General features: G+C 42.3%; 15 protein-coding genes. All 15 read left to right on the top strand.

The window, feature by feature from the left end; all coding sequences use genetic code 11:
- Window positions 1-112: 112 nt before the first annotated feature.
- The 15 genes from WAA15_RS23755 (at window position 113) to WAA15_RS23685 (ending at window position 17,418) form a co-directional block, all read left to right on the top strand.
- Entirely contained in the window at window positions 113-346 is a 234-nt protein-coding gene (locus WAA15_RS23755) for a hypothetical protein (protein ID WP_337045349.1), read from the top strand.
- Window positions 264-593, top strand: coding sequence for a hypothetical protein (locus WAA15_RS23750; RefSeq protein ID WP_337045348.1), 330 nt, complete (start codon window positions 264-266; stop codon window positions 591-593). The genes WAA15_RS23755 and WAA15_RS23750 overlap by 83 nt, the downstream gene beginning before the upstream one ends.
- Window positions 594-605: 12 nt before the next feature.
- The gene (locus WAA15_RS23745; RefSeq protein WP_337045347.1) at window positions 606-1,019 is read left to right on the top strand and encodes a hypothetical protein; all 414 of its coding nucleotides are present in this window, start codon (window positions 606-608) and stop codon (window positions 1,017-1,019) included.
- Entirely contained in the window at window positions 1,016-3,436 is a 2,421-nt protein-coding gene (locus tag WAA15_RS23740; RefSeq protein ID WP_337045346.1) for a glycosyl hydrolase family 28-related protein, read from the top strand. The genes WAA15_RS23745 and WAA15_RS23740 overlap by 4 nt, the downstream gene beginning before the upstream one ends.
- 23 nt (window positions 3,437-3,459) lie before the next feature.
- The gene (locus WAA15_RS23735; RefSeq protein ID WP_337045345.1) at window positions 3,460-4,101 is read left to right on the top strand and encodes a hypothetical protein; all 642 of its coding nucleotides are present in this window, start codon (window positions 3,460-3,462) and stop codon (window positions 4,099-4,101) included.
- A 317-nt stretch (window positions 4,102-4,418) separates the two neighbouring features.
- Window positions 4,419-4,661 carry a hypothetical protein gene (locus WAA15_RS23730; RefSeq protein WP_337045344.1) on the top strand — a complete coding sequence of 81 codons (243 nt, stop codon included), beginning with the start codon at window positions 4,419-4,421 and terminating at the stop codon, window positions 4,659-4,661.
- Window positions 4,658-5,476, top strand: a complete 819-nt coding sequence (locus WAA15_RS23725; RefSeq protein ID WP_337045343.1) for a hypothetical protein — start codon at window positions 4,658-4,660, stop codon at window positions 5,474-5,476. The genes WAA15_RS23730 and WAA15_RS23725 overlap by 4 nt, the downstream gene beginning before the upstream one ends.
- The gene (locus WAA15_RS23720) at window positions 5,463-6,077 is read left to right on the top strand and encodes a hypothetical protein (RefSeq protein ID WP_337045342.1); all 615 of its coding nucleotides are present in this window, start codon (window positions 5,463-5,465) and stop codon (window positions 6,075-6,077) included. Before WAA15_RS23725 ends, WAA15_RS23720 begins: the two co-directional genes overlap by 14 nt.
- A gap of 3 nt (window positions 6,078-6,080) precedes the next feature.
- On the top strand, window positions 6,081-6,413 hold the full coding sequence (locus WAA15_RS23715) for a hypothetical protein (RefSeq protein WP_337045341.1): 333 nt from the start codon (window positions 6,081-6,083) through the stop codon (window positions 6,411-6,413).
- 57 nt (window positions 6,414-6,470) lie between these two features.
- A complete protein-coding gene (locus WAA15_RS23710) occupies window positions 6,471-6,725 on the top strand; it encodes a hypothetical protein (RefSeq protein ID WP_337045340.1) in 255 nt (84 codons plus the stop codon).
- 396 nt (window positions 6,726-7,121) lie between these two features.
- On the top strand, window positions 7,122-8,426 hold the full coding sequence (locus tag WAA15_RS23705) for a DNA cytosine methyltransferase (protein WP_337045339.1): 1,305 nt from the start codon (window positions 7,122-7,124) through the stop codon (window positions 8,424-8,426).
- Complete coding sequence (locus tag WAA15_RS23700) at window positions 8,357-10,735, top strand: sensor histidine kinase (RefSeq protein ID WP_337045338.1); 2,379 nt, start codon at window positions 8,357-8,359, stop codon at window positions 10,733-10,735. Before WAA15_RS23705 ends, WAA15_RS23700 begins: the two co-directional genes overlap by 70 nt.
- A 3-nt stretch (window positions 10,736-10,738) precedes the next feature.
- Window positions 10,739-11,791 (top strand): response regulator, encoded by a 1,053-nt coding sequence (locus WAA15_RS23695; protein WP_337045337.1) that lies wholly within the window; start codon window positions 10,739-10,741, stop codon window positions 11,789-11,791.
- A gap of 313 nt (window positions 11,792-12,104) precedes the next feature.
- The gene (locus tag WAA15_RS23690) at window positions 12,105-13,643 is read left to right on the top strand and encodes a hypothetical protein (RefSeq protein ID WP_337045336.1); all 1,539 of its coding nucleotides are present in this window, start codon (window positions 12,105-12,107) and stop codon (window positions 13,641-13,643) included.
- On the top strand, window positions 13,627-17,418 hold the full coding sequence (locus WAA15_RS23685) for a strawberry notch-like NTP hydrolase domain-containing protein (protein ID WP_337045335.1): 3,792 nt from the start codon (window positions 13,627-13,629) through the stop codon (window positions 17,416-17,418). The genes WAA15_RS23690 and WAA15_RS23685 overlap by 17 nt, the downstream gene beginning before the upstream one ends.
- Window positions 17,419-17,439: the final 21 nt, after the last annotated feature.

The following is a 17,439-nucleotide window of genomic DNA, read 5'->3' as shown; positions in this document are numbered from 1 at the left end:
GTCATAGCAGGATTGACCAATCGAAGAGCAAAAGAAGCCGCACTTTACTTTACGCCACTATAAAACTATGCGCAAAATAATCCTTTAAATCGGAACAATAATCCGTCAAGCAATGAAAGACAATAAACAAGAATGGTGGCTATTAGGGGCTTTTGTGGTATACAGTACCATCCTGAGCCTGTTTTTTTATCACAGAGGCCATCGCGCCTGTGAAGCCACCCACCAGCATAACATAGACCTTAACCAGCAAATCTTAGAGACACATGAAAAAATTATGGATAGCGTCCGTCATGAGCCTGATGCTGATGCTTATCGCAGGTTCAAACAGAACTTTGGCACAGAGTAGTTACCAGATTGGTATGAGTGAAATCAGGAAAGCCAACCAGACCAAAGCGCGACTGGATTCTGCCCTTGCATCAGGATTTTTGTTGCAAGTGCAGTTAAAGGCATACAAGGATTCCAGCCGGATTTACCGCGATTCCAGTCTTTTCTTTCAATACAAGCTCAAAAAAGAACAGAAACGCAAGGGCATCTGGCGAAAGCTGGCTTTAGGCGAAGGCTTGTTGATAGCCTTAGGAATCATAACCCATTAACAAACGATTGAGATGAAAAAGATAGGAATTGCGCTGATAAGCATTGCAGGGGGATATATCCTGTACCGGATATTTCAAAGTCTGAGCAATAGACCTGCCCAGGCAAGTGTCGCCAGTACCCCCACCACAGTCAATCTTACGGCAACGTCGGCTACGCCAGCTACTCCGACTATTGTGCTGAGCAATGTACAAACCCAATACGTCAACCTGGATGAATCTGGCGAAACGTCTTTCACGATTCCTTCAGGGGTGATACAGTATTCTTGGAAGATACTCAGCGGGACAGCCAAAGTTAATGGCACTGAGTATCAGGAAGGTATTTTTGACGAGCAGTCGTATCAGCCAGGGCTAACCTACGCTGCCATTGCCATTACAGCGGTGACAGGCCAGGTAATTATTTCCTACAAAAAACCGATCATGCTATGAGTTTCGGAAAAGAGCAACTAATTCAACAAGGGAACGAGTTGTATTTTAGAAAAAATACAGGGCTGAAAAGACTGGTGGAAGCCGAGGAATTAAACCCTTTGGTTCCCCGTCTGACGACGGCTCAGTTAAGGGCATTAGGGGTCAATGACATAAAAGCAGAGGGGTATATCCTGACCGATGATGGCAAGGAAGGGACTTACTGGAAAAAGCGCGGTATCGGACTAGCCACTGAAGACAATCGGGGGACAGTACTGGTGACGAGTGATTTAGTGGTGTATGAACATCAACTTGACGGAGGGGCTATTAGCCCCAAGTGGTTTGGGGCAGTTGCCGACGGCATTACCGATGATTCGGCAGCCGTCAAAGCTGTCTTTGACCTGATTGATTCCGGCAAAGCCAAATCCGTCTACTTTCCTGAAGGCACCTACAAAGTAACAGCTTCCGTTCAGTCTACCATCACAGGGAAAAGTAATTTCTCCATCCTGATGGATGACAATGCCAAGCTCATCAACACCGACTTTGTTACCGATTTTACCACGGCAACTGCCAGTTATTCAGGTACGACGGCTACCATTGTCACCAGTGCGCCTCATGCCCGAGCCACAGGCGATTTAATCGTGCTGTGGGACTTTCTCGACATAGCTTACAATGGCGACTGGACGATTACGGTCGTTGATGCCACTACGTTTACCTTTACGCTTATCTCCAACCGTTTGCCAGGGGTAAGTGGCATTAGCGGGAAATTCAGAGCGGCTAACTTTACGCGCACCCTGCTGACCTTGAGTAATTGTTCTAACGCAAGCCTGAACATGAGTTTTCATGGCACCATTCAGGACAATACCATTCAGCATCGATTGGGTTGGACGGCGATAAAAATACAAAATGCTTGTACGAACCTATCGGTCAAACTCAATGCTTCAGGGCTTTCCTACGGTATCTGGAGTGGCAACTTCGAGGCAGACGAAGGGAATTTGTCCGACTCAGTCATCAAGGTATACGCAAAACACGTGGGTTATCCGGTGGCTCTATGGAAGTCAGGCAGCAGTTGCCAGTTTGATGTCTATGCCGATCATGTCCACCGTGGAATGTATGCGACTGCCGTAAGCAACAGTACGTTTAACATCGTAACCAAAAACTATGACATTACCGGAATGTTGCTGGGTATCCACTATGTGGGAACGACCACCTATGGCTGTGATAACCTGAGCATTCACATCAAGGATATTGGCTCGACACGATACCCCAAATATGGCGAATGTTTCTTGTTGGCCATTGGAGGCTATGACATTGCCAGTCCATCAGAAATAAAAAATATCAACATCGATATTCAATCAACCAACGCGAAGTATTCAACGGCGTTCTATGTGAGGAACTTTAATGTGAATCAGCGAGTCTCGAACCTGAATATCAGGGGACTGGTAGACAGACGGCAGCTCATCGAGAGCGAATGGCGGAACGAGTTATGTATCGGGGGCGAAGATGAAACAGGGAAGTCAGGGACTTACTCCGGCATTAATTTTCTTTCGTGGCGGGTACTGAATCCTTCGGTAGCCATCACCCGATATTTTTTCCTGAAGTTCGTCACCTTGCTGGATGACATCAATTTTGTCGACTTTGTGTCGAGTTCGTTGCAGTCGATTAGCTTACCCGCAGGCAGGCGTTTATTGTTTGCGCCTAAGAAAGGGGGCAGCACTCAGGCAGACCCCAATGGGTACTATGTGGGCAATCCTGGCGATGTGTATATCAACCAGAGTGCCTATAACCTAGACAGAGCATTGTATTTGAAAATGCTGGGAACCAACAATTTGGGTTGGTATCCCTTACAGCTCCTTATTTTTGGTCCCACGGCTAGCCGCCCTCCTATATCGGGTCTGACCAGAGGCTTCATGTATTACGATACCGATATTGGTCGACCTGTCTGGTGGACAGGGGTGAGCTGGATGGATGCCAGTCTGGAGGTGGTGGCTAACACCACCACGAGTGGGGCTTATACGCTCAAAACGACGTACATTAATACCGATGCCAGTACAGGCAACAAAACCCAGACCTTACCGGATGCCACCACGCACACGGGCAAAAGGTTTGTGCTGACCAAGACTGATGCCTCAGCCAATACAGTGACGGTGGCGACAGTTTCCCTGCAAAAGATAGGGGCTTGTGACAACATTGTTTTACGAAGCCAGTATGCAGTTTTAGAAATTGTATCAAACGGCACGTTGTGGGTGATAAGCAGGTACAGCAACCCGATTTATACCAACAATAATACAGATGTGGTTGATAAGGCATTTCTGAACGCAACCTATCCGGCTGTGTCTTATCCGGTGGGAACACTCATCTATTACTATGCACAAGGCAAAAAGTATGAGCGCATAAGCCCCACAGATTGGGTTTTGATTACAGCCCCATTAGTAGCCTAAAAAATATTTAAATACGAAGAAAGATGCTGGGTAAAAAAACAAAAACAGGGAAAGAGAAAGGGGACATCGTCAAAGCGGTAGGGGTGGTAAGCCTTCAGGAGTTGGCGGGAGAGTCTCTGCAAGACTATGACACCGTTTATCCGACCGAGCTGGTGGGTTTCTTTACGGGTAATGTCAGGAAGATAGCGGGGAGTAATTATGATGAAATCGTGTTGACTATTGCGCTCAACGATGACAAAAGCCCTGACTTCAGTCAGGAGAAATATTATTACCTGGAGGGGATGGCAGTTTCTTTTGTGGCTAACCCTGACTATGATTATTCACCGCAAAGCAACACCAAGACCGACAGTCCAAGCCCAAAGAAGAAATCTTCTTTTGACTGGTTAGGCACCATTGGTACAGTGCTGAATACGATAGGCACAGTACTGGGCTTGAGTAAAAAGACAGACCAGACTAAGAAAGACACAGGCAGCGATACAACGACTTCAGTCAACAATGAAGAGGGAGACGGACAAACAGAAAAGACGTGGTTACAGCGCAACCTGATTTATGTACTGGCACTGGCAGGGATACTGATTACCGGAGGGCTAATAGTGTATTTCTCCAAGAGAAGCGAGCGTAAGAGCCACCCACTCCCAAGCGTTCCTCCACCCATACAAAAGTAATCGGTTTTAAGTATAGACGTTTTCGTCTTTGCTGGCCAAGGCGAACCAGTAAGATTTAATCTTTAATTGTGAAATATATGCTAGGCGTAAAAAGATTATCGACAATCGAAAAGGGAGACATCATCGTTGCGCAAAGCAACATCAAAATATATGAGCTGGCAGACAATGGAACAGGGCTTAGACTGGTAGAAGTAGACAATGTGATTAAAAACGACACGGTTGGCTTTTTCACCGGAGATATAGTCCCTTATCAAAACCTGCAGTATGTCGAATTTGTCACACCAGATGCCCTGCTACCCGATGGCAGTCCTGACTTCATGCGTATCCGCAGGTATATGCTGTGGGATACCGACTTTGATTATCAGGTCAACCCTGCTTACCACTATCCTGACCGCAAGGCAGAAGCCAGAATTTTTGATGTGTTCGTCAACTGGACACGTCCACAGCGATTCTGGTTGATAGCCGGTATTCTCAGCACGCTTACACTGGTGGGCATAGGCATAACGTATGCCATCAAGAGAAGCCGGAAAAGCAGACGGATAAGGGGGGCAGCCGCATGACAGTCATAGCCGTTATCGATAAGACGGGGCGAATCCCGCAGGCGGAGATGGACAGAGCCATTGCAGCTTTTCAGATACAGGTAAGCCGCGATTTGTATCCGGTCTACGGCGTAGATGCCACCATCCTTTCCTGCCGGAATGAATATGAAGCACCGTCGGGGGCATGGTTTACGTGGATAGTAGACATCATGGACGAAGAAGGGCTGAACGGCTACCATTTTGTAGACAACATGGTAGGGAATATCGTCGGAACAGGGGCCAAAGGCTATGCCGTTGGAACCGCCTCAGGCAACCCGTTCGGGCTGGTCAAATACAGCTCTAGCTGGACAATCACGTGTTCCCACGAAATCATTGAGAAGCTGGTGAACCCTTACCTGGACAGGCAGGTCACTAACCTGGATGTGGACAAGGATGGAAACGCCTCAGAAGACCTGTTGATGGAAATTGCAGACCCTGTACAGGCGAATGCCTACCAGATTAACAACATCTTGGTGAGCAACTTTGTGTATCCTGAGTACTACACCGATGCGCTGGCGATTGCAGGCAAAAAGTATGATCATATTGGCGTCATCAAAGGCCCGTTGGAAATAGCAGAAGGCGGGTATTACAGCTTCAAGCGTCGGGGTGGGCAATGGTGGCAGGGTTTCAAGACCCTGAATGTGGTTCTCTACAAAAGTATTGCAGAGGGGCGAACCCTAACCTCGGTACAAGCTGAACGGCTGGTTCGGCAGATATGCTGGGGGTTGGTAGCCCTGATGGGATTGCTAGTGACAATTACACTAATCAAACGGAAAAAGAACAATGGCACAATTTAAAAACGGCGCACCCGTCTACCCCAAAAATGGGGTAACAGTTAATATCTACATTCCGGCTGACCAGAAGGAAGGCAATGGGTTCAGTGCCTATTCGATGAGTTTGAGTGGGGATAAGCTGAACTTTATCGGAAACGTTGGCAGGCAGGGCGAAATGCTGAAATACTATCAGGTCAAGAGCAAGGTTGACAAGCCCGATTATCCAGACCCCAACGTTGCGATTGGGACCTTTACAGGGAAAGCCGTGGAGTTCAACGGGGCTATTTACCAGAACATTTCGTGGAACCACGAGTGGTTTGAGCATGGGTTTCTGGGTTTTAATGCCCGTTTGCAGCGAGAAACGGTAGGGAATGCGTATGTGCTGGAGAGAGAGGTACAGGATGCTTCACAGACCGATATAGACAAAAAGGAAAAGGCACAGAAGGACAAGGAGTTTCAGAGCTATCTGGATGGCTTGTTGGGAGGAGAAGAAGACAAAAAGGTAACGGCTTCGGGGGATACAGGCATCAAACCGAATACAATGAATATCTTACTGGGTGCCATAATTGTGTTTGTGTCCGGACTGATTGGGTATGGGGTTTACAGGAAATTCAAAAAACGATAAAACATGGATATTATAACAGGGATATTTGCTGCGATAGGTTCCATCGCAGACCCCATTTCAAAGATATTTGTATCCAAAGACAATGTGCGGATAGCGAAAATCACAACTGAGCAGTTGCAGCAGCAATTGAAGATTGCAGAGCAGGAAGAAGACACCCAAAAGATAGCTTTGGCCAGTAAGGCACTGGAGTTGAAACAGACAACGGCCAAACAGGAGACCAATCAAAAGGTATTGCAGGGGGTGGTGGTGATGGCCGGACTGGGCTTGCTCGGGCTTATCTCATGGCTTTTATTTAGTAAAAATGATAAAAAGAATAGTACTCCAAAAGTTTCGTAAACCATTAAATCCCCTTGTGATTCGAGGGGATTTATTTAAAAATGAAATATCACGACAATGGCACAATCGAGGATAGAAAAGTTTCAGCGGGAGATTTTTGGAGGGATGACTTTCAAACAGTTTCTTAGTGCGAAGGAAAATCAGAAGAAATTAAGGGTAAGTCTATCATTATCGCTAGTGATGATTGTCTATCTGGCACTGTTGATATACCTGTTACGTAAACACAGACTTGTCGCATTCTTTGTTTTGTTACTGGCACCTGGTGTGCTATGGGCAATCTTTATCAGGCTAGCCATAGAATTTTTTGATTAATATTTATTCAGGAAAGCATAGATAAAAGTGACTTTGCTTTCCATGGTAAGTTGAAATAATTTTCTCAAAAGAACAGTTTCAAAAACTTGCAAACTCAAGGCAAGTTTTTTTATTTTGCCGGACGACTTTTAAACTGACTAAATAAATGAGAAAATTACTACTGTTGTTGTTCTTTCCCATGTATACGTCCGGGAAGTATGACTATTGAATGGTAACAATACAGTTAGTAATAGCTTGTTAAATAGTTCTGAAATATCCTAGTAATCTAAATAACTAAACAAGATATTAAAAATTTAGTATTAAAGTGATTTTGAGAAAATAATCATTAAAAGTTTAATTTTATGAATTATTTTTTTATTATATTTTTTATGAATATTTTTGAAAAAAAATCATAAAATGTTCAAATATATTGATTTATTTGCTGGGGCTGGTGGATTATCAGAGGGTTTTATTAGAGAAAACTTTATGCCAATAGCTCATGTGGAAAAAGACAAATATGCTTGTGAGACCTTAAAAACTAGACTTGCTTTTCATTACTTAAAAAAAATATCAAACTTAGAAAGTTACTATGACTATTTAAGGAAAAAAATAACTAGAGCTGAACTCCATAATCTAATTCCTCAAACTCTTCTTCAATCTGTAATTTGTTCTGAGATAAGTGATAATTCATTTGCAGATATTGTCACAAAGATTGATAAACAAGAAATTGATGTTATTGTTGGTGGACCACCTTGCCAAGCATATTCCATTGTAGGAAGAGCAAGAGTTAGAGATGAAGACAAAAAAAATAATGATCCACGAAGGTTTCTTTATAAACAATATATTAAGTTTTTGGAAGTTTACAAACCAAAATTGTTTGTTTTTGAAAATGTTCCCGGTATACTAAGTGCTAAGGATACTGATTCTGAACTTTTTATTAAAAAAATGAAAACTGAATTTGAAGAGGTTGGATATACAATAGATTTTGAACTATTAGATGCTTCTAATTTTGGAGTACTTCAGAAACGTAAAAGAGTAATAATAATTGGGTGGCAAAGTGCTTTAAATTTAAGGTATCCTGATTTTTCCATAGGGACAATTGACAATAGTACTTTCGAGGTTAAAAGGGATATTTTAGACGACTTACCGAATATATCCCAAGGAGAATCATGGAATAAATTTACTTATAGAACAACTCCAACAGCTTACTTGAATAGTTTTGGGATAAGAACTGAAGAAGATGTGTTAACTTGGCACATTGCTCGTCCAACAAATTCGAACGATAGACAAATATATAAGTTAGTAATTGAAAAGTGGTTTAGAGAGCATAAAAGATTACATTATAAAGATTTACCTGAAGATTTGAAAACACAAAAAAATCAAAATGTTTTTAATAACAGATTTAGTGTAGTTGAAGGAGATTTACCTTTTGCTCATACTGTTGTTGCTCACATTGAACAAGATGGACATTATTACATTTATCCTGATATTAATCAACTTAGGTCTATAACAGTTAGAGAAGCCGCGCGAATTCAGTCTTTTCCAGATAATTATTTTTTTGAAGGAACAAGAAGTGCTGCTTTTAGACAAATAGGAAATGCTGTTGCTCCTATTTTTGCTCGTGTAGTGGCTATTAAAATAAAAGAAATGCTATGGCAAATAAACTCCAACCAATATCTTCTCAAGAATATAGAATCAGACCTGCTGCAAGACACATACTGACAGTTGGAAAAGGAATAATTAAGGACCGATATACTGCTGTAATTGAATTAGTCAAAAATAGTTATGATGCTGATGCAAGTCAGGTAGAAATTACATTTGAATACCTCCCAGCTAAAAATACTTTTGATTCAATAAGCAGCTTTGTGAAAACTGAATTTGGTAGTGAAATATCGTCAATTTTATCAAAAATCAAGAAAAAAAGTGATATTGTTAAGGAGTGGGATTTAAGACTAAAAGATATAGCCTATAGTTTATTGCCACAACTAAAAATAATAGTAGAAGATGATGGACATGGAATGGATTTAAAAACAATTCATTCAAAGTGGCTCGTACCATCAACAGATAATAAACAAAAAAATTCCACTAGCAAAAGTGGAAAAAGAAAAGTGCAAGGGAAGAAAGGAATTGGCAGATATGCAGCATCAATTTTAGGGAATGATTTTTTGATGGAAACCACTTCCAAAGAGACAAATATCAAATGCATTGTTGTTATAGATTGGCGTGAATTTGAAAATGAAAAATATGAATTTCTAGATGAAGTACCAATATTAGTAGAAGCTTTTCAATCTGAAAGTAAGGGTACAAAAATCGAAATTATTACTTATGATATTTGGAGTAATTCAGAAGTTGAAATATTAATACATAACCTAAAAAAATTAATTCCTTCAAAAGATAGTGATAGCGAAGATAAATTTGAAATTATTTTTTATTTAAAAGATCAAAATAAAGATGATAAAATAAAGATTAAACCTTATCCAACTATTGACTTATATCATTATCGTATATCAGGCAAAGTTTACCAGGAAGAGGGCAGAATATTTGCTTCTTTTGATTACGAAAATATTTATGAATCAACTGTAGAAAAAACAGTAATAGAAAAAGAAATTATAGAAGTTCCTATAGAAAATTTTTGCGGAGAAATATTATTTGATATCAAAGCTGTAGATAGGGATAAATTAGGTTTGGATTTTATAAAAAATACTTATGAAAGCAATTTATATAATAAAAAAGCCTCAGAATATACAAATCCAGAGTTACTTGTTATTTTAAATGAGTTAGCAGGTGTAGGAATTATTAGAGAAAACTTTAGTATACGTCCATATGGCGATAAAGATTTTGATTGGATTGGATTAAATAAACGTAGAGTGAATAACCCTACTATGCGTTTAGATTCTTATCAAATCAGCGGTTTAATTACCATAGAAAGTGAAGATATTTCAGGGCTTGAAGAAAAAGCGACTCGAGAAGGTCTTAAAGAAAACGATAAATATGATGCTTTAATAAAAATAATTTTAAGTGTGATTTCTGAGATGGAACAAAGGCGATTCATTTTTAGAAAATATCGTATTAATGAAGAAGAAAGGCCAGAGGAAAAAATAAAAAAAGCATTTGAACTAACAGGTCTTTATACTCAAATTGTTAATGAGTTAAATAAAGCACAAGTAAGTTTACAGGTAGTTAATCATGTTTCTAAAATAATAAAGAAAGCTGAAAGTGAGAAAACAAAGCAAGTAAATAGCATAAATCAAACATTAATAGAGCAAGAAGAAAAAATTAATGAAATAATAGCGACTTACCAAATACAAGCGACTTTAGGTAAGGTAGTAAACGTTGTTATTCATGAAGCAGGGAAGCACCTTATGTATTTAAGAGATCAACCTAAGAATGTTATTTCTTTTTTTAATGATTTAGAAAAGGAAATAAACAAAAAATTAGTTTCTCAAGACAATACAATTACCAAAAACCTGATTGAAAAAATCTCCTCAAGGCTACAAGAAGTCAAAGTACAAGCAGACTTATTTATTAAGCTTTTTAATAAATTACGAACAATTGCTATTTCAAAACGGAATAGTAAAAAGCAGTTTGACTTAATAAAAGCTATTCGTACTTCTATTGATATTTATGAGGAAGATATAGAGCTTTATAACATTAAATTAGATTTCTCAGCACCTATGACAATTACTCTTAATGGCTGGGATTTTGACATTATTGCAGCATTTACAAACTTAATAGAAAATAGCATTTATTGGCTGAAAATTGCTAATAAATCTGATAAAATTATAGAGATATATGTTGAAGATTTTGAAGATAAAGTCAAGATTATATACTTAGATAATGGAGTTGGTATTAATGAAAACTATATTGAAAATCAAAAAATATTTGAACCAGGGTTTACTACAAAATCCAATGGTACAGGGCTAGGTTTAACAATAACTATGGAAGCTTTACAACGAAATAATGGGGAAATTAATGCTATGCCAAATTCTAATGGAGCTAAATTCGTAGTAGAAATTTATAAATATAATTAAAAGATGAATATAAAATTACTAATAGTAGAAGATGATAAATCTTTAATACAGCTTTACACTGATTCGTTAGTAGCATACCCAGATATAAATGTTGAGTTTTCATTAAATAAAGAAGACGCATTAGCGATGATTAAAAGTAATAACTATGATGCAGCAATTATAGATTTGAAGTTAGATAATCCCGAGATACCTACTGAAGGTAGCGATATTGCAAAAGAGATAAACGAAAACTTACGTTTTCCAATAGTAATTTATTCTGCTAATATTGAAGAATTAAGTGAAGACTTTAAAAGTAAAGAAAGTGTTTTTTTGAAAATTTATAGTCGTTATGACAAGGAAATAACGACTATTTTTGATGAAATTAAAGCGTTAAAAGCAACAGGCATAATTGATATACTAAATAAAAAAGGTCATATTGAAAGCTATTTAAATGAAATTTTTTGGAATTATTTGACTCATACTATGCCATTTTGGATAGAAGAATCCAAGACCAAAGATACAAAAAATGCCTTGTTAAGATATACTCTGTCCCATTTACAAGAGTATTTAGAAATAAATAATAAAGGAGAATATGATAATTATTATAGTCTTGAAGTTTATATAAAAGGGCCTATAAAAAAACATCAAAAGACTATTTTTACAGGTGATATTGTAAAAAATGAAGAAGCAGATGAATATTATTTAGTTATAACTCCTACATGTGACTTAGTAATTGATTCATCTCGTCCTACTCCCAAAGCTAAATTTATTACTTTAGTAAAAATTGTAAATATAGAAGATTTAATATCAGATATTCCAGAAGGGAATAAAAAAAATAATAAACGAGAAAGTATTAAAAAGAATAATGAATATGCTTATCATTTTTTACCTAAATACCTTAGCTTTTTCGATGGTGGGGTTGTTTGTTTTCAAGATATAAAATCAATCTTACTAACTGATATACTTAACCAATCAAAATACAAAATAGAGCTTTGTATCTCAACCTCATTCAAAAAAGATATAGTTTCTAGATTCTCTAGTTACTACTCGAGACAAGGTCAACCAATTATTATTTAGAATATTATTTCCTTAAAACCTACTTATTTGCCAAGTAAAAGTTACAATTACCGTACCGCATATCATAGTTATTTAAAATTAGCGAAGCTCAAAACCGCATATATATTGTGCAACAAGAGCAAGCTAGTTAAAAAGCTATATGGATAACGAATAGTGTTTTTCTTGTGATATTTTATTAATGAAAAATGAAATACAATGACCTGAGTAAGGAGAAGGCGACTCAAGAAATTTAATATTAAAATTTCTGCGTATCTGTCATATAAAAGCCTAAATTTACTCCACGAAACTTTTGGGTGCTTTACAGGCACTCAAGATGAAAAAAAACACTCAGCCTCAGGGCGAAAAGATTCTTATCCCAGTTGGGGATACCCCCGAAACAGCACGTAAAATTGCCTCCGAACTGATTCCCCATTGGGTGAATGAGGTTGGCTTCGTGTTGCCACAGGTACAGGCTTCGAGCCTGTCAGCTATTTGCAAAAAGCTCTATGCGTTCTGCCGCAAAAACCTTGCGTATGCCTACGACCCCTCAGGAAAAGAACTCATCCGTTCCCCTTACCAGTCGTGGACCGACCGCAAGAAAGGCATCGATTGTGAAGACTATGCCATTCTGATTGCTGCCTGCCTCATCCGGTTGGGCTACAACCCCGTCTTACGTATAGTTGATTACGGACAAGGCTGGCAACACATCTATGTAAAGGTGTCAGGCTATGTCATTGACCCCGTCAGTGAAGTCTATAACAGCGAAGAAGCCTTTGTCAAAAAAATGGACTTTACCGTCATGCCCACAGGCATGAGCGGGAGCGGCAATGCCAACGATGCGTTTGTGAAGCTGATGGAAGCAAAACTAGCTGCCAGAGAAAAGCTCAACAAGCGAGCGGTTGAGAAACTAGCCTCCACGTATGACATTTCAGACCCCCGAGAAGTCAAGGAACTGACCGAACTGGCCATCGTGAACCTTGCCCGTGGCATAGCACACCAGCCACATCAAACCGTTTTGCAGAAGTACCAGCAGCTCGTAGCGTTCTATGGCTCACAGGTGAACTTATCCTTACGCACCTCCACCTCGGTATTACTTCAGCAGTACAGCACCCCTTCGCCCATTGCCTACCTGATGGGGGTGTATTGTGGCGTGGATAAACCTACGCCTGGGGCGGTGTATCTGGAGCCAAGTGCCGGCAATGGATTGTTGACCATTGCGGGAGACCCCTCCCGTTTTTTTGTCAACGAATTAGACTATTTACGGCTAGAGAACCTGCGGCAACAAGGGTTTAAAGGTATCAGCCAGTCTGATGCTTCGGGAGGCAGTTTCCCAAACACCTATGCCATCCGCTTCGATGCCGTCCTGACCAATCCCCCCTTCGCTGCCCTGGACAAAAAGGATTGGCAGGAATTTAATGGTTACCTCATCAAAGACCTTGACCATTTGATGGCGATTCGGGCATTGGGATTGTTGAAAGACGAAGGGCGAGCCGCCATTATCATCGGAGGTCACACTGATTGGGATGAATTGGGCAGAATCAAGTCAGGGAAGAACCGGATTTTCCTGAATTACCTCTACCACCATTACCACATCGATGATGTGATACTTATCAGTGGAGATTTGTATGCCCGCATGGGAACCTCATTCAACATCCGTTTGCTACTGGTACGTAGCCGCAAAGCACAACCGGAAGGGTTTGCCCCGCTCAGGAGTGATGCCCAAGCAGCGGTAATACAATCTTTTGAAGCACTCTATACAAGAGTGATGCGCAGTTGTCAGGGAGCTAACAATCAAATCAGCCACACCATCAAGGCTCGCGCCCGCAGAATCAGGATTTTAACACTCAAATATATTTATGAAAGCAACCCGTAGGTTACCTACACCCAAAGCCCACAAAGGGCTGGGCGATTTATATCGTCCCTCCAGTCGCGCAAAATCACTAGGGGTCGACACCCCCGACAGCATGAGCTATGAAATCCATCAGTCATTAGAGCGGCTCAAAAAAGCCGTTGGCAACGTCGATGACTTCGTACAGGCACGGCTGAAGTATCCATCGATGAAAGCCTTATCCGATGCCTTGTCGGCAGAACAGATCGATGCCGTCGCCTTAGCCATATATAATATTGAAGCCAAACGGCAAGGGATTATCATTGGCGACCAGACAGGCATAGGCAAAGGTCGGATAGCCGCCGCCATGATTAGGTATGGGGTTCAACAGGGGCTGAAACCTGTCTTCATCACCGAAAAGCCGAACTTGTTTTCAGACTTGTACCGCGACCTGAAGGCAATCGGCTCAGCGCATTTACGCCCCTTCATTGTCAATGCTAAGGAGTCTAAAACTTTAATCAAAGACGAAAACGGGGTGGTGGTCTATGAGCCACTGGAGAAGACAGCCCTCGACAGAGTATTGAAATCAGCCCACCTGCCCACAGGTTTTGACTACGTGATGCTGACCTATTCTCAGATAAGTGAAGGAGAATACAACGCCAAAGGGCAATATGTAGGCACATCTGCGAAGCTGAACTTTGTACGGAGTATGGCTGAAAAAAACATTCTGGTGATGGATGAGAGCCATAATGCTGCCGGAGAATCCAACACTGGGAAGAACCTTCAGGGCATTGTCAGTGCCTCACTTGGGGTCACGTTTCTGTCAGCGACGTTTGCCAAACGCCCCGACAATATGCCTATTTATGCACTGAAGACCGCCATGAGCGAAACCAACCTGAGTAATGAGGGCCTGACTGAGGCAATTAAGAAAGGAGGGGTAGCCTTGCAGGAAATCATTTCGTCGCAACTGGTGGGTCAGGGTCAGATGATTAGACGGGAACGGAGTTATGAAGGCATTGAAGTAAACTACCTGACCACCGAAGAGTTCGGGGCAGAACAGAAACAGACAGCCGATGCAGTGACGGGCATCATGCGTGACATCATTGCCTTTCAGGAAACGTATGTGAAGCCCGAAATTAGCAGCCTCAACCGGATAGTAGCAGCCGAGCAGGGGGAAGTGAAAGAGCGGCAGGGAACCAGCAAGGCGGGGGTCGACAATTCGCCCTACTTCTCCAAAGTGTTTCAGGCCATCAACCAGATGCTACTGGCAGTTAAGGCGAAGTCGGTTGCTGCCAGAGCGATAGCACGGCTGAAGCAGGGCAAAAAGCCCGTGATAGCGTTTTCAAACACGATGGGGAGCTTTCTGGAGAGTTTGCAGAATGACGATGGAACACCCGTCGGAGATGGCGACAAAATCAATGCAGACTTTGCGACGGTGTTAATCAGGGGTTTGGAGGGAGTGTTGAGGTATACGGTTCATTCGGCTAACGGCAGTCAGCAGCACGAGTTGTTCGACATCAGCCAGTTTTCGTCAGAAGCACAGGAGAGCTACCGAGGCATCGTCCGAAAAATCAATACCTCTTCGACGGGAATCGTCATTAGCCCCATCGACCTGATTATTCAGGAGATAGAAAAGGCGGGGTACAGCATAGCGGAAGTCACAGGTCGGAAGTACAAATTGGTACTGGAAGAACGGAAAATCAAACCTACTGGCTTAGGGAAAGGCTTAGGCAGAATGGAACCGAAGTCTTATGTGGGAACGGTTCAGTTAAGAAAACGGGAAAACACCAACGATGCCTTCAGGCGTTTCAACGACAACGAAGTAGATGTGCTGATGATTAATCAGGCAGGTTCTACCGGAGCCTCCGCCCATGCCGTTGCCACCCGCAAAGTACCCGCCAGTCAGGTCAGACAACGGGTCATGATTGTCTTACAGGCAGAGCTGGACATCAACACCGAAGTACAGAAGCGAGGCAGAATCAACCGGACAGGTCAACTCATCAAACCCATTTATGACTATGTGAGCTGTGCCGTACCCGCCGAAAAGCGGCTGATGATGATGTTGCAGAAGAAACTCAAATCACTGGATGCCAATACATCCTCCAATCAGAAAAACAGCGAAGCATTACTTAAGTCAGACGATTTCCTGAACAAGTATGGCGATGTGGTGGTACTGGAATACCTCAGGGAAAACCCCGAGTTCAACGAAGCCATAGGCGACCCTTTGAACTTGTCCGCCTCCAAGAGTGATAGTGGCAAGACCAGTGCTGCACCAGAAGACCTGGCCCATCGGGTTTCAGGACGGGTGGCGGTACTATCTACCCGAGAACAGGAGGAGTTCTACGAAGAAATCCTGCGGCGATACCACCATTACCTGGAGCTACTGCTTGAACAGGATGAATACGACCTTGAGGTAGAAGTGCAGGACCTGAAAGCCGAGACCCAGCAACAGACGATTCTGGTGGCTAACAGTGCAGGGGGCGGCTCACCCTTCAGCGACCACACCTATCTGGAGCAATGTGAAGTAGCCGTATTGAAGAAGCCCTTGACAGCCAGCGAAGTAGAGAAGAAGGTGGAAAAGGAATTGGACGGCAAAACACCACTGGATTACAGCACGGACCTGATTCAGCGGGCAAAAACGACGATTCTCAAACGGGTAGCGGAGTTAGAAGGGCAAGAGCAGCAGAAATATGAGCAGCTCATCGGAGTCATTGCACAGGAGAAAGACTACCAGAAACGCCAAAGCCCACAGGAGCAGCAGGCATACCTACGCCAGCGGGAGGCCGAACTCAGGGAAGCCCTAGCCGCCAAAATACAGGCTATCAAAGTGAAGTACAACAACGAGTACCGATACCTCTACGAGCTTATCCAGTACTTTTATCCGTCGCGCCAAATCTATGTACCAGGGGATGTGGAGAATGCCTCCGGCTGGAAGACGTATGGGGTAGTGTTGGGGATAAAGGTGGGAGGCAACAAGCGGAACCCGTTTGCGCCATCCAACCTGAGCATTCAGTTGGCACTGGCGAGTTCGAAGCGTCAGCTAACGATTGATTTAGGCCCCAAGAATCAGGTGTTACTGTATTCCATCAAGGGTCAGAGTCCGGGTACTTCCCCCACATTCGAGCAGACCCTGCAAGGGTGGAAGGGAGCGATTGCAGAAAGCACCAAAGACCGCAACACGCGTTACATAGCCACGGGCAACCTACTTCAGTTCTTTGGACAGCTGGCTTTACCACGGGCGAAGCTGATACAGTTCAGTACACTGGATGGGAAAATCAGGAAGGGGGCTTTGCTACCGGAATCATACAGCCCGAAGGGTTTTGACAAAGAGAGCCAGCAGCGGATTATAGTGCCACTGGACAAGTGTGTGCCGCTTATCAGGCGGTTGTCAACAAAAGGTCAGTTGGTGTGTTCACACAAACTGGTGATTATGGTCACTGGAGGTGGGTATCGGTTTATGGTGCCAGCCAGTCGTCAGCTAGGGGGAGGGATTTACCTGGATGCAGAGGTACTGGAATATGTGCAGGGGCATGACTTTCAGAAGGTCTCCAACCTGATGGTGGCCGTGTGTACACCAGACAAGCTGTCTTCCTTGTGTGAGGTGTTGGGCAGGAAGCTGAAAGTGAGTGCGGAGGTGTCTCAACAAGATTTCCAATACATCGAATCGGAGTTTAGCATCAGAAAGGTGGATGATGAAGTGAAGCGCATCGAAGTCCGGCCCAGTGCTACGGATGCCAGCAAGCTGGAGGCGGAAGCACGGGCCAGGCGAATCAGAATCATAAAGATGAAATACAAATACCAAAATCAGACAAGCAGATAAACAGATAAACAGATAAACAAA

The sequence above is a fragment of the Emticicia sp. 17c genome, from assembly GCF_037153985.1.
Classification (GTDB): Bacteria; Bacteroidota; Bacteroidia; order Cytophagales; family Spirosomataceae; genus Emticicia.
This window is presented reverse-complemented; position numbering and strand designations above follow the sequence as displayed.

Bases quoted from the DNA above. Each gene is read 5' to 3' on its own strand.
- WAA15_RS23755 (WP_337045349.1), top strand. From the start codon at position 113: ATGAAAGACAATAAACAAGAATGGTGGCTATTAGGGGCTTTTGTGGTA.
- WAA15_RS23750 (WP_337045348.1), top strand. From the start codon at position 264: ATGAAAAAATTATGGATAGCGTCCGTCATGAGCCTGATGCTGATGCTT.
- WAA15_RS23745 (WP_337045347.1), top strand. From the start codon at position 606: ATGAAAAAGATAGGAATTGCGCTGATAAGCATTGCAGGGGGATATATC.
- WAA15_RS23740 (WP_337045346.1), top strand. From the start codon at position 1,016: ATGAGTTTCGGAAAAGAGCAACTAATTCAACAAGGGAACGAGTTGTAT.
- WAA15_RS23735 (WP_337045345.1), top strand. From the start codon at position 3,460: ATGCTGGGTAAAAAAACAAAAACAGGGAAAGAGAAAGGGGACATCGTC.
- WAA15_RS23730 (WP_337045344.1), top strand. From the start codon at position 4,419: ATGCGTATCCGCAGGTATATGCTGTGGGATACCGACTTTGATTATCAG.
- WAA15_RS23725 (WP_337045343.1), top strand. From the start codon at position 4,658: ATGACAGTCATAGCCGTTATCGATAAGACGGGGCGAATCCCGCAGGCG.
- WAA15_RS23720 (WP_337045342.1), top strand. From the start codon at position 5,463: ATGGCACAATTTAAAAACGGCGCACCCGTCTACCCCAAAAATGGGGTA.
- WAA15_RS23715 (WP_337045341.1), top strand. From the start codon at position 6,081: ATGGATATTATAACAGGGATATTTGCTGCGATAGGTTCCATCGCAGAC.
- WAA15_RS23710 (WP_337045340.1), top strand. From the start codon at position 6,471: ATGGCACAATCGAGGATAGAAAAGTTTCAGCGGGAGATTTTTGGAGGG.
- WAA15_RS23705 (WP_337045339.1), top strand. From the start codon at position 7,122: ATGTTCAAATATATTGATTTATTTGCTGGGGCTGGTGGATTATCAGAG.
- WAA15_RS23700 (WP_337045338.1), top strand. From the start codon at position 8,357: ATGGCAAATAAACTCCAACCAATATCTTCTCAAGAATATAGAATCAGA.
- WAA15_RS23695 (WP_337045337.1), top strand. From the start codon at position 10,739: ATGAATATAAAATTACTAATAGTAGAAGATGATAAATCTTTAATACAG.
- WAA15_RS23690 (WP_337045336.1), top strand. From the start codon at position 12,105: ATGAAAAAAAACACTCAGCCTCAGGGCGAAAAGATTCTTATCCCAGTT.
- WAA15_RS23685 (WP_337045335.1), top strand. From the start codon at position 13,627: ATGAAAGCAACCCGTAGGTTACCTACACCCAAAGCCCACAAAGGGCTG.